Consider the following 12,964-nt stretch of genomic DNA (forward strand, 5'->3'; position numbering starts at 1 on the left):
TTATGAAAATGATCATTTCCTGGGTGTCGACCTGGGGCGGGGATCTTCAAAAACTTCACGCCCTCAACAACTCCGGAGACCGTTTGTTGGGAGAACCCGGCGGTGACGACCGCGCCGCTGGGTCTGCCCGACGACATCCTCGCCGTCTTCCCCGCGATCCGGTACGAGATCCGCGTCGGCTACGCCCGCGTTTCGACCCGCGGTCAAAGCCGCCTCGATCGTCAGATCGACGCCCTGCGGGTGGCCGCTGCCGCAAGGTCTTCGCGGACAAGAAGTCCGGTAAGAACGCGCTCCGGCCGGAACTGCAGGCCTGCCACGCGTTCCTCTCCGTGGGCGACACCCTCGTGGTACTCGAACTTGCTCGCTACGGCCGCAGCCTGCACGATCTCATCACCATGGTCGGTCACCTCCGGCTACAACCACATCCCCGACCTGGACGAACTACGCGCAGCGCGCCCGAAGGCGATCGAAACCCGGGCCCCGTAAGTCGTCCTGACGGCAGCGTATAAGCCCATCAGGCCTGGCCGCCGCCGCCCTCGACTGCCGCGCGACTACCAAGATCAATCTCACCAGTATCAACCCCGATCTCTCCTTCCCGACCGGCTGCCCGGGCCGGTGAACCGTGAACCACAAGCGGCAATCGTGATCCAGCTCATCGCTCCTTCGGGGCTGGGGACGCCTTCGGGAGCGGAGGGCCACGAAGGCATGGCCGCACCGCCGACCCCGAAATGCTCAACCCCACCTACGACAGCGGCGACCACCTGCACGCCAACGACGCCGGCTACGCCGCCATGGCCCGTCTCGTCGCCGACCCGCTGATGCCCAAGGCGAGGTAATGCTCTGACGAGAGCCGCTCAGCGCATTCCGGCATCGGAACCATGGGCTGCTCGATGGCTGGAGCCCGTCACTCCGCCATGAGGTCGTACGGGCTGGAGCGGGCGAGGCCGGCGAGGGTGGCCAGGGCGTGGGACAGCGTTGGGACGGAGGGGGAGGCGAGGCCGAGGCGGATGGCGTTGGACGCGTTGGTGCCACTGACGGCGAAGGCGGCGGCGGGGGTGACGGCGATGCCGTGCCTGGCGGCGGCTGCCACGAACGTGTCGGTTCGCCACGGCGGCGGGAGCTCCCACCAGCAGTAGTAGGAGCACGGGTCGCTCTGTATCGCGAAGCCGTCGAGGTGACGGGCGGCCAGCGCTTGGCGCGTGGCGGCATCCTGCCGCTTGGCCTGGGCGATCGACCGCACCGTGTCGTCGGTCAGCCACCGGGTGGCCGACTCCAGCGCGAACCGCATCGGCGTCCACCCACCGGAGCGCAGGGCCGCCGCCACGCCCGCGACGGCGGGGCCGGGCATGTGGGCGAAGCCGAGCGACAGGCCGGCTGCGAGCCGTTTGGACAGGCTGTCCACGAGGATCGTCCGCTCGGGTGCGAAAGCGGCCAGGGGCGGTAGGTCCTCGCGGAGGAAGGACCAGATCGAGTCTTCGATCGCGGGTAGGTCCAGGCGCGCGAGGACAGCCGCGAGCTCGGCCCTGCGCTCCACGGGCATGCTGAACGACAGCGGGTTGTGCAACGTCGGCTGCAGGTAGACGGCCTTGAGCGGCCCCGCGGCCTCGACGGCCGCCGGGTCGAGGCCGGCCCCGTCGATGCGCAGCGGGACGAGCGTGACGCCGAGGCGGGCGGCGATCGCCTTGAGCACGGGGTAGGTGAGCTCTTCCACGCCGAGCCGCCCGCCCGGAGGGACGATCGCGGCGATGGCGGCGGCGATCGCCTGGCGGCCGTTGCCCGCGAACAGCACCCGATCCGGATCAGGACGCCATTCCGCCCGGGTGAGCAGCTCGGCGACGGCGCCGCGCGCCTGCGGGGTGCCCGCGGCGCCGACCGGCCGCATGGCCGACTCCAGCACGTCGGGCCGCAACAACGGGCCGATGCCGTCGGCGAGCAGCTTCGCCTGCCCGGGCACGACGGGGTAGTTGAGTTCGAGGTCGATCCTGCTGGTCGCAGGCTCGGTCAGGGCCAGTCCCTGCTGCGGCGTCGCGGCCCGTACGAACGTGCCGCGGCCGACCTCTCCGACGGTGAGGCCGCGGCGCGTGAGTTCCTGGTAGACGCGGGCGGCGGTGGAGTTGGCGATGCCGTGCCGGCGCGCGAAGACCCGTTGCGGCGGCAACCGGTCGCCCGGGCGCAGTCTCCCGGTCTCGATCTCGGTGGCGATGGCGTCGGCGACCTGCCGGAAGTCCTCCATATCGGTCATCCAATCAAAAAATCGCTCCGAGTACAATTTTTCCTATTGTACCGATATTGCCGCACGGATAGCTTCATGCCCGTGATTGAACAGAGTGCGGTGCTCGGCGTGGTGTCCGTGGCGCTCGGAATGGTGCTGTCCCCGGGCCCCAACATGATGTATCTCGTCTCCAGGAGCACCAGTCAGGGCCGGTCGGCCGGGATCATCTCCCTGGCCGGCGTCGCGACGGGCTTCCTCGTCTACCTGCTGGGGGCGAATCTCGGATTGTCGGTGTTGTTCGCCGCGGTCCCCGAACTGTTGACCGCCATCAGGATCGCGGGAGCCGCCTACCTGCTGTGGCTGGCCTGGAAGACGCTCAAACCGGGCGGCGTCTCCGTCTTCGCGGTGGGCCGCGTGCTGCCGGACTCCCCGCGGCGGCTCTTCATGATGGGCCTGATGACCAACCTGCTCAACCCGAAGATCGCCATCCTCTACGTGTCGATCATCCCGCAGTTCATCGATCTCGATCAGGGGAACGTCCTGCTCCAGGGCGTCATCCTCGGCTGCATCCAGATCGCCGTCGCGCTCCTGGTCAACCTGACGATCGTGCTGGCCGCCGGAAGCATCGCCGGCTTCCTGGCCGCCCATCCCTCCTGGCTGCGTACGCAACGTCTCGCCATGGGCTCACTGCTCGCCGTGCTGGCCGTCACCCTGGCCGTCACCTGAGCCTCCGGTCACAACGGGTGAACCACTCCACAGTCGTTTGTGTGAGCCTCTGCCCGGGCGCCATGAACACCAAGGTGGGAACGTTCCATGTGCGAGGCCTGCCGGACCTGTCCTACCGTCTTCGGCAGCGGGCCCGCACCCATCGTCGGTATCCACAGAGAGGTTCTCCATGACCATCCTTGTGACCGGAGCGACCGGCACCGTGGGCAGGCACGTGGTCGATCGGCTCGTCGCGGCCGGACGGCCCGTCCGGGCACTCAGCCGCAACCCCGAGAACGCCGGGCTGCCCGACGGGGTCGACGTCGTGCAGGGCGACCTGAACCGTCCAGGCGACCTGTCGTTCGACGGGGTGCAGGGCGTGTTCCTCGTCGCCGGCCTCTTCGACCCGGAGCATGCGACCGTCCTGGCGCGAGTCTTCGTCAACCGCGCCGTGGCGGCCGGGGTGACCCGGATCGTGTGCATGTCCGGCGCTGCCGTCACGGTACAGCGGGCCGGGAGCTTCGAGATGCTGCACGCCGTGGAACAGATCGTCGAGGACTCCGGGGCGACCTCGACCCACATACGGCCCGGCGAGTTCGCCGTCAACAAGCTCGACGTCTGGGGTGAGTCCATCCGCAAGGAGGACGTGGTCCGCAACGCCTACCCCGACGGCGTCGGCGTCCCCGTCCATGAAGAGGACATCGCCGAGGTCGCGGCGATCGCCCTGCTGCAGGACGGCCACGCGGGCCGGGCCTACGACCTGACCGGGCCCGAGGCGCTCACTCACCGGCAGCAGGCAGCGGCGATCAGCGCCGGGCTCGGCCGCCCGATCGCGTTCGAAGGGCTGACGTTCGGGCAGGCCCGCCAGGCCTGCATCAAGGCCGGGCTCCCCATGGAGATCGCCGAGTACGTCCTGTGCTACCAGGCCGAGTACGCCGACGAGCCACCGTCCGTCTCACCCGCCTTCGAGCAGGTCACCGGCAGGAAGGGTCGCACGCTCGCGCAGTGGGCGGCCGACCATGCCGACGAACTCGCCCCAGCCACCTGACGTCCTACGACATGCGGCGGGCGATGTCGCCAGGCCCCGCCTGCCGCATGTCGTAGGCACCACCCGCCAGTCCTGCCCGTGATCCCCGGCACTCTTGTCCCGGGCGCTGTCGCTCCCCAACCAGCCGTGAACTTCGGAGAAGGTCCTGGCGGGCGCGGGTGATGCGCATGCACCCCCTCCGACGAAAGGCACTTTCGAGGCTCGACGCTGACCTCATCGGCCCGTGGCGCCCTGGCTCACAAACGACACGGGGCCGGCGTGACGGTCTCCATGTCGCAGGTTGAGCGGGAAACGATCCACATGAGTTCGGGAAGCGATCTTGCGACGGCTCCTTCCGCTCCTGGTCGGCCGCACTCGTGAACGCCCCGACGATCAGAAGGCACAAGGGCGGCGCCCATGCCGGAACGGCCTGGACATCCCGTGGCCGTTTCGGGTCGCCGGTCTGCGTGCAGGACTCACCCGGGGTGGCCGTGGGCGCCGGTCAGCTGGCCATGTCGGTGAACATGCCGGGCTGGTAGGAACCCCCGGGCTTGCGCACGATCACGTTGAGCCGGTTGTTGGCGTTGATCATGGCGACCAGCGAGACCAGCGCGACGGTCTGGTCGTCGTCGTAGTGCTTGCGCACCTCGGCCCAGGTCTCATCCGAGACGCCGTGGTGGCCGTCGGCGATCCGGGTGCCCTCCTCGGCGAGCGCCAATGCGGCCCGCTCGGCGTCGGTGAACACCGTCGACTCGCGCCAGGCGGCGACCAGGTGGAGGCGGGTCGCGCTCTCGCCCGCCACCGCGGCGTCCTTGGTGTGGTAGTCGACGCAGAAGCCGCAGCCGTTGATCTGGCTGGCGCGTAGCATCACCAGATCCTGAGTCGCCTTGGGCAGCGGCGACTTCTCGATCAGTACGGCGACGTTGTAGATCCGCTTGGCGATCTTGGCGCCCAGCTCGTTGGTCAGCAGGTCGAAGCGCTCCATGGTGAAGTCCTCACTCGCGGGGTGGTGTGTCGTTCGGTCGGTGCTGCGGATCGTCACTGGGCGGGCTGGTACGCCCCGCCTCGCTGCCGGTTGATGACGGCGAAGCGGTTGGTGGCGTTGATGAGGGCGATGAACGCCACCAGGGCGGCGAGCTGGTCGTCGTCGTAGTGCTCGGCGGCGTTCGCCCAGGCCTCGTCGGTGATGCCGCCGGCGTCGTCGGCGATGCGGGTGCCCTGCTCGGTCAGCTCCAGGGCGGCGCGCTCGGCGTCGGTGAACACCGTCGCCCCGCGCCACGTGGCGACCAGGTTCAGGCGCGCGATGGTCTCGCCGGCGTGCGCGGCGTTCTTGCCGTGGACGTCGGTGGCGTAGGCGTCGCCGTTGATCTGGCTCGCGCGCAGCATCACCAGGTTCTGGGTCGTGGCCGGCAACGCCGACTCCTGGATGAGCACCGGGGCCGCCGCGCCGTAGTGCCCGAGGGCCTTGGCGACGGCGGGGCTGGCGAAGAGGTTCAGGCGGCTTTCCATGGACGTGCTCCTTGCTGTTGTTGTCGGCTCGGTCATGAGATGCCGGAGGTCGGGGTTCTGTGACAGAGCCACTCAGGTGACGTGCGTCATACAGGCCCCGGAGAAATCGTTGAACTCGACGCCGGACGCGACGGCAAGGAGGTGCTGTGTCGAGGCGATCGTGACGGTGTCTCCCGCATCCTCGGCCTGGAGCCGACGTCAGCGCGGGTGAAGGGCGTAGCGGCCCAGGACGTTGATGTGCCGGCGGATGAAGGGCGATGGCCGGGCGACGTCTTCCTCGGCCAGCGGATGGCCCTCGGCTTCGAGCTGATCGAAAGCGCGGTCCATGGAGAAGGTTTCCACGACGTGACGCAGTTGAGCACCGCTGTCCGGCACCTGCGCCGTGTTGCAGGGCCCGTCCCGGTGCGGAATCGTGACCATCGCCGGCTACGGCGCAAAGCGAGCGTCCCCGCGGCGATCGCCATGCTGGGCGTCAGGCTGGTCGGCGTGACCATGGACCCGGCGACGGCCGTACGCGTCCAGCGCGTCGGCAACCCGGGGCCGCTGGTCAATTCCCGGTCGCGGAGACGGCGATCGAGGGGTCCGCGATGGGCCCGGCGTTCGGTTCGGTCCAGGCCGGGGAACATCGCGAAGCGCCCCGACGATCTACGTGCCCAGGCTGGAGCGGCAGCTACCGGCCGGGGGCTGGTTCATCGCGAAGGCGACCTACCTGGACATCAAGGGCCTGGCGCCCGATGATCTCAGCCCCGCTGATGCCGCCGCCCGGCCCTCGCCCGCGCCCTCAGGACGCGGTCACTGGCACCTGCCCTTCAGCCACGCGCTGAACTCCGGCGTGTAGTCGGTGGCCACCCGCCTGGCCCCGCTCGCCAGCGCCGACTTCCACGCGTTCTCGTTCAGGGTCCAGGAGGGCGGCGGCTCCTCCCACTTGGTCACCTCCGGCCAGATCGGGCCGCCGGTCAGCACCTGGCTCAGGCCGGCGGCGGTCACGCGGCTCCTGAGCTCGGCGGCGATCGCGCTGTCGTGGGAGTACAGGATGATCTCCTGCGACCGGTAGTTCTCCTTGACCGGCCCGAGCACCTCGTTCCACGCCTGCGCCTTGATCGTGGCGTTCGAGCTGAGCAACGACTGGCGGGCCTCGGTCTTGATCTCGACCAGCCCGATCATGCCGGCCGACCTCATCGCGGCCAGCCACTCGCGGAAGGTGTAGACGGTCTCGCCCTTGAACAGGCCGCGCACGATGGTCCGGCCCTTGAGCGCGGTGTCGCCCGCCGCCCACCAGATCTCGGTGATGTTCTTCTTCGTGCCCGACAGGCCCCAGGTCGAGGTGTTGTGCCACATGACGGCCTTGGTGCCGTCCTTGGTGAGCTGGAGGTCGGCCTCGACGCCGGAGGCGCCCCAGCCCTTGTAACGCTTGACGGCGGTGGGGTTGTTGGGCTGGCGCACCTGGTCCCGCTCCCAGGCGTCGGCGCCGGTCGGGTAGCCGCCGTGCCCGAAGATCTGCGGGCAGGCGGGCAGCGCGGCGGGCCGGGCGGCGGGCAGCGCGGCGGACGGCGAGGTGAGCGAGGAGGCCAGCGTCAGGGCGGCGAGGGAGGCGGCGAGGGGGACAGCCAAGGCACGCACCTTTCGATCTTGTCGTTGCCCGCACTCTGCCACATTCATGGACGTTCCGTCCTGGGGGAGCGGCTCGGCGGGCGAGGGGTGCGCAGGCGTGACCCGGGTCGCCGGTACAGTCGTCGGTACCGTGACGGCTTGTGGCAGGCTGCCACGGGAACCGGCGCTCGAACCCTGTGGCGGGGTCTGTTTTTGTGGGATCCACACAAAGCAGAAGCCCCGGCGTGCACTATGCGGACATTGGTGCACGCGGTGGTCATCGAGCACGGTAGAGACAGTGACAGGCGAGGCCCGGGGGACCACCCCGGACTTCGCCTACTTGTACGGGGTACGTGGGAGGCTCAACCGGTGTTCAATCGTGTCGCCATCGTCAACCGCGGAGAGGCCGCGATGCGGCTCATCCACGCCGTCCGGGATCTTTCGGCGGAGACCGGCAAGCGGATCGAGACGATCGCGCTCTACACCGACGCCGACCGCGACGCGACCTTCGTCCGCGAGGCCGACGTCGCCTACCCGCTGGGGCCCGCCTCCGCGCGCCCGTACCTCGACCACGCCGTGCTGGAGCGGGCGCTGATCGAGACCGGGGCCGACGCCGCGTGGGTCGGCTGGGGGTTCGTCGCCGAGGACCCGTCCTTCGCCGAGCTGTGCGAGAAGATCGGCGTCACCTTCGTCGGGCCGAGCGCGGAGGCGATGCGCCGGCTCGGCGACAAGATCGGCGCCAAGCTCATCGCCGAGGAGGTCGGCGTCCCCGTCGCGCCGTGGAGCCGCGGCGAGGTGGCCACGCTGGCCGACGCCCTGCGCGCCGGCGACGAGATCGGCTACCCCCTGATGCTCAAGGCGACCGCGGGCGGCGGCGGCCGCGGCATCCGCATGGTCGCCTCGGCCGACGAGCTGGCCGACGCCTACGAGCGCACCAGCCAGGAGGCCGAGCGCGCGTTCGGCTCGGGCGTGGTCTTCCTGGAGCGCCTGGTCACCGGCGCCCGCCACGTCGAGGTGCAGGTCATCGCCGACGGCCAGGGCACCGCGTGGGCGCTGGGCGTGCGCGACTGCTCGGTGCAGCGGCGCAACCAGAAGATCATCGAGGAGTCCGCCTCCCCGGTCCTGACCGGCGACCAGGCCGACGAGCTGAAGGCGTCGGCCGCGCGGCTCGCCGTGGCGGTCGGCTACCGCGGCGCCTGCACCGTCGAGTTCCTCTACCACCCGGGCGACAAGATGTTCGCCTTCCTGGAGGTCAACACCAGGCTCCAGGTCGAGCACCCGATCACCGAGCTGACCACCGGCACCGACCTGGTCCGGCTGCAGCTGCACGTCGCCGCCGGCGGGCGCCTGGAGGGTCCCCAGCCGGCCGAGAGCGGCCACGCCGTGGAGGCCCGGCTCAACGCCGAGGACCCCGACCGCGACTTCGCCCCCGCGCCGGGCCGCATCGCCCGCCTGGTGCTGCCCGCCGGGCCCGGCATCCGCGTCGACACCGGCGTCAGCGAGGGCGACACCATCCCCGCCGACTTCGACTCCATGATCGCCAAGATCATCGCCTACGGCCGCGACCGCGAGCAGGCCCTGGCCCGCCTGCGCCGCGCGATGGCCGCCACCACCGTGATCATCGAGGGCGGCGCCACCAACAAGAGCTTCGTGCTCGACCTGCTCGACCAGCCCGAGGTCGTCGACGCCGTCGCCGACACCGGCTGGATCGACCGCGTCCGCGCCGAGGGCCGCCTGGTCAGCCACCGCCACTCCGCGGTCGCCCTGGCCGCCGCCGCGATCGAGGCCTACCAGGACGAGGAGGAGGTCAGCCGCAACCGGCTGCTGGCCACCGCCCACGGCGGGCGCCCGCAGGTGCAGCACGAGACCGGCCGCCCGCTGACCCTCAAGCTCCGCGGCGCCGGCTACCGGCTCACGGTGGCCAGGGCCGGGCAGCGGCGCTTCCGCGTCGGCATCTCCGACGGCGACCGCTCCCACCCGCTCGACGTCGAGATCGACCGCTTCGACGAGCACGCCGGCCGCATCACCGTCAACGGCCGCCGCTTCCGCCTGATGTCGGCCACCCACGGCCCGATCCACCTCGTCGAGGTCGACGGCGTCACCCACCGCATCAGCCGCGACGAGGGCGGCGTCGTCCGCTCGCCCGCGCCCGCGCTGGTGGTGGCGACGCCCCTGTCGGCCGGCGACGAGGTCGAGGCCGGCGCGCCCATCCTGGTGCTGGAGAGCATGAAGATGGAGACGGTGCTGCGCGCGCCGTTCCGCGCCCGCGTCCGCGAGTGCGGCGTCTCGGTCGGCAGCCAGGTCGAGGCCGGCGCGCCGCTGATGCGCCTGGAACCCCTCGCCGGCGCCGAGGCCGCGCAGGCCGCCGCCGCGACGGGCGCCCCCGAGATCGACCTGCCCGCCGCCCCGCCGCGGGCCTCCGCCGCCGAACAGGCCGAGCGCGGCGTCCAGGACCTGCGCGAGCTGCTGCTCGGCTTCGACGCCGACCGCCACGAGCGCACCCGCATGTTGTCGGGCTACCTGGCCGCGCGCGCCGAGCTCGACGACCGCGTGATCGAGGGCGAGCTCGACCTGCTCACCGTCTTCGCCGACCTGTCCGAGCTGAGCCGCAACAAGCCGGGCGGCGAGCTCGACGTCGAGCCGGGCAGCCCGGTGCACAGCCCGCGCGAGTACTTCCACAGCTACCTGCAGAGCCTCGACGTCGAGCGCGCCGGCCTGCCCGAGGCGTTCCAGGCCAAGCTGCGGCGCATGCTCAGGCACTACGGCGTCGAGGAGCTCGACCGCACCCCGGAGCTGGAGGCCGCGGTCTTCCGGATCTTCCTGGCCCAGCAGCGGATGACCGCCGGCGTCGCCGTCGTGTCGGAGCTGCTGCGCGCCTGGCTGGCCGGGGCGCCGCCGCGCGAGCCGCTCGGCGAGCGGGCCGGGCTCGCCCTGGAACACCTGGTCGAGGCCACGCAGGTGCGTTTCCCCGTGGTCGCCGACCTGGCCCGCGGCGTCGTGTTCCGCTGGTTCGCCCAGCCGCTGCTGCGCCGCAACCGCGCCAAGGTCTACGCCGCCGTCCGCGACGAGCTGCGTCACCTCGACCGCGACCCCGACGCGCCCGACCGCGCCGAGCGCATCCAGGCCATGGTGGCCAGCTCCGAGCCGCTCGTCCGGCTGCTCGGCCAGCGCATCGGCCGGCCGGAACGCGACCTCGCGCCGCTGCTGGAGGTCCTGACCCGCCGCTACTACGGCAACCGCGGGCTGTCGCAGGTCGCCACCCTCGACAGGGCGGGCTGCCGGTTCGTCACCGCCGAGCACTCCGGCCCGCGCGGCGTGACCCGCCTGGTCACCACCGCCGTCGACATCGCCGCCCTGCCCGACGCCATCGACGCCGTCGGCGCGCTGGCCGAGGGGGTGGGCGGGCGCGGGCTCGTCGCCGACCTCTACCTCACCTGGGACGACCAGCCCGACGCCGAGGAGATGGCCGTACGGCTCGGGCAGGTCCTGGCCGGGCGCCCGCAGATCGCGGGCGTACGGCGGATCACCACCACCGTCCTGGGCGCCAGCGGCGCGGTCATGCACCACCACTTCACCTTCCGCCCCGACGGCGCCGGCTTCGCCGAGGACCGCCTGATCCGCGGCCTGCACCCGCAGATCGCCCAGCGCCTGCAACTGCACCGGCTCCAGGAGTTCGACCTCACCCGGCTGCCCTCGGTCGACGAGGAGCTCTACCTGTTCAAGGCCGTCGCCAAGAGCAACCCGGCCGACGAGCGGCTCATCGCCATGGGCCAGGTCCGCGACCTGACGCCGCTGCGCGAGGCCGACGGCCGCCTGGTCGCGCTGCCCGCCGTCGAGGACGCACTCAACGCCGGCCTCGACGCGATCCGCAACATCCAGGCCCAGCGCCCCCAGAACAAGCGCTTCGACACCAACCGCATCATGATGTATGTCTGGCCCTCGACCGAGCTGACCACCGACGAGCTCAACATGCTGGTCCAGCGCATCCTGCCGACCACGGCGGGCGCCGGGCTGGAGGAGGTCCAGTTCGTGGCCCGCCAGCGCACCCCCTCGGGCGAGCTGAGCGAGGTCGCGGTGCGCATCACCCTCGGCCCCGGCCACGGCGCCAGCCTGCACGTCGGCAAGCCGTCCGACGAGCCGGTCCAGCCGCTCGACGACTACCGCCAGAAGGTGCTGCGCGCCGCCCGGCGCGGCAACGCCTACCCCTACGAGCTGACCGGCCTGCTCGCCGGCCCGCAGGGCAGCTTCGTCGAGCACGACCTCGACGCCGACGGCGTGCTCGTCCCGGTCGACCGGCCCAAGGGCAACAACTCCGCGGCGATCGTGGCGGGCGTGGTCACCACGCCGACCGCCCGCCACCCCGAAGGCGTCACCCGGGTGGTGCTGCTCGGCGACCCGACCAAGGCGCTGGGCGCGCTGTCGGAGCCGGAGTGCTCGCGGGTGATCGCCGCGCTCGACCTGGCCGAGCGCATGCGCGTACCACTGGAGTGGTTCGCGCTGTCGGCCGGCGCCCGGATCTCGATGACCTCGGGCACCGAGAACATGGACTGGGTGGCGGCGGCGCTCAAGCGCATCGTCACCTTCACCCAGGCCGGCGGCGAGATCAACATCGTGGTCGCGGGGATCACCGTGGGGGCGCAGCCGTACTGGAACGCCGAGGCCACGATGCTCATGCACACCAAGGGCATCCTGGTGATGACCCCCGACTCGGCGATGGTGCTCACCGGCAAGCAGTCCCTCGACTTCTCCGGCGGCGTGTCGGCCGAGGACAACTTCGGCATCGGCGGCTACGACCGCGTCATGGGGCCCAACGGCCAGGCCCAGTACTGGGCGCCCGACCTGCCGGCCGCCCGCGACGTGCTGATGGCCCACTACGACCACACCTACGTCGTCCCCGGCGAGAGCGGCCCCCGGCGGGCCCCGACCGCCGACCCGGCCGACCGGGACGTCCGCGACTACCCGCACGCCGTGGCGGGCAGCGACTTCACCACCGTCGGCCAGATCTTCTCCGCCGAGCACAACCCCGACCGCAAGAAGCCCTTCGACATCCGCACCGTGATGCGCGCCCTGTCCGACCAGGACCACCCGGTGCTGGAACGCTGGGCGGGCATGGCCGACGCCGACACCTCGGCCGTCCAGGACGTGCACATCGGCGGCCGGCCGGTCTGCCTGATCGGCATCGAGTCACGGCCGGTGCCGCGGCGCGGCTTCCCGCCCGCCGACGGGCCCGACTCCTACACGGCCGGCACGTTGTTCCCGCGCTCGTCGAAGAAGACCGCGCGGGCGATCAACGCGGCCTCCGGCAACCGGCCGCTGGTGGTGCTGGCGAACCTGTCCGGCTTCGACGGCTCGCCCGAGTCGATGCGCAAGCTGCAGCTGGAGTACGGCGCGGAGATCGGCCGGGCGATCGTCAACTTCGACGGGCCGATCGTGTTCTGCGTCATCTCCCGCTACCACGGCGGCGCGTTCGTGGTGTTCTCCAAGGCGCTCAACCCGAACATGACCGTGCTGGCGCTGGAGGGCTCGTTCGCCTCGGTGCTCGGCGGCGCCCCGGCCGCGGCGGTGGTGTTCTCCGGCGAGGTGAACAACCGCACCGCGAACGACCCGCGCGTGAGCGAGCTGCAGCGGCAGGTCGCGGCGGCCAGCGGCGCCGAGCGGGCCGCGCTCAACGCCCGCCTGGCCGAGGTCCAGCCGGCCGTACGGGCGGAGAAGCTGGGCGAGGTGGCCGCGGAGTTCGACCGGGTGCACAACATCCAGCGCGCGGTCGAGGTCGGCTCGGTCGACGCGATCATCAGCGCCGCCGAGCTGCGTCCGCGGATCATCGAGGCCATCGAACGCGGCATCGCCCGCCTGCACCAGGGCTCCTGACCCCGCCCCGCCCGGCCCCTCCCCGGGGCCGGGCGCGCTCGTGCGGCCGGCCG

The 12,964-nt window shown here is 71.4% G+C and carries 9 protein-coding genes; 4 read left to right on the forward strand and 5 right to left on the reverse strand.

Annotated features, from left to right (window positions below; translation table 11 throughout):
- Nucleotides 1-8: 8 nt before the first annotated feature.
- Nucleotides 9-509, forward strand: coding sequence for a recombinase family protein (locus tag ACFYYW_RS17160; RefSeq protein ID WP_387650033.1), 501 nt, complete (start codon nucleotides 9-11; stop codon nucleotides 507-509).
- Between the two features lie 395 nt (nucleotides 510-904).
- Here ACFYYW_RS17160 and ACFYYW_RS17165 read toward each other — a convergent pair whose 3' ends face one another.
- Nucleotides 905-2,242 carry a PLP-dependent aminotransferase family protein gene (locus ACFYYW_RS17165; protein WP_387649756.1) on the reverse strand — a complete coding sequence of 446 codons (1,338 nt, stop codon included), beginning with the start codon at nucleotides 2,240-2,242 and terminating at the stop codon, nucleotides 905-907.
- Nucleotides 2,243-2,314: 72 nt separating this feature from the next.
- On the opposite strand from ACFYYW_RS17165, the gene ACFYYW_RS17170 reads away from it, so the two are divergent.
- Both ACFYYW_RS17170 and ACFYYW_RS17175 read left to right on the forward strand, forming a co-directional pair.
- Nucleotides 2,315-2,938, forward strand: a complete 624-nt coding sequence (locus tag ACFYYW_RS17170; protein WP_387649759.1) for a LysE family translocator — start codon at nucleotides 2,315-2,317, stop codon at nucleotides 2,936-2,938.
- A gap of 169 nt (nucleotides 2,939-3,107) precedes the next feature.
- Entirely contained in the window at nucleotides 3,108-3,965 is an 858-nt protein-coding gene (locus ACFYYW_RS17175; protein ID WP_387649762.1) for an NmrA family NAD(P)-binding protein, read from the forward strand.
- 481 nt (nucleotides 3,966-4,446) lie between these two features.
- Here ACFYYW_RS17175 and ACFYYW_RS17180 read toward each other — a convergent pair whose 3' ends face one another.
- The 4 genes from ACFYYW_RS17180 to ACFYYW_RS17195 form a co-directional block, all read right to left on the reverse strand.
- Nucleotides 4,447-4,929, reverse strand: a complete 483-nt coding sequence (locus tag ACFYYW_RS17180) for a carboxymuconolactone decarboxylase family protein (protein ID WP_387649765.1) — start codon at nucleotides 4,927-4,929, stop codon at nucleotides 4,447-4,449.
- A 53-nt stretch (nucleotides 4,930-4,982) separates the two neighbouring features.
- The gene (locus ACFYYW_RS17185; protein WP_387649767.1) at nucleotides 4,983-5,453 is read right to left on the reverse strand and encodes a carboxymuconolactone decarboxylase family protein; all 471 of its coding nucleotides are present in this window, start codon (nucleotides 5,451-5,453) and stop codon (nucleotides 4,983-4,985) included.
- Nucleotides 5,454-5,651: 198 nt separating this feature from the next.
- Nucleotides 5,652-5,873: a Tn3 family transposase gene (locus ACFYYW_RS17190; RefSeq protein WP_387649770.1), complete on the reverse strand. Its 222-nt coding sequence runs from the start codon at nucleotides 5,871-5,873 to the stop codon at nucleotides 5,652-5,654.
- Between the two features lie 372 nt (nucleotides 5,874-6,245).
- Entirely contained in the window at nucleotides 6,246-7,064 is an 819-nt protein-coding gene (locus ACFYYW_RS17195) for a hypothetical protein (protein WP_387649773.1), read from the reverse strand.
- A 348-nt stretch (nucleotides 7,065-7,412) separates the two neighbouring features.
- Here ACFYYW_RS17195 and ACFYYW_RS17200 point away from each other — a divergent pair, with 348 nt between their 5' ends.
- Entirely contained in the window at nucleotides 7,413-12,911 is a 5,499-nt protein-coding gene (locus ACFYYW_RS17200) for a carboxyl transferase domain-containing protein (RefSeq protein WP_387649776.1), read from the forward strand.
- The last annotated feature ends 53 nt before the right edge of the window (nucleotides 12,912-12,964 follow it).

The organism is Nonomuraea sp. NPDC001831 (assembly GCF_042892035.1).
Taxonomy (GTDB): Bacteria; Actinomycetota; Actinomycetes; order Streptosporangiales; family Streptosporangiaceae; genus Nonomuraea.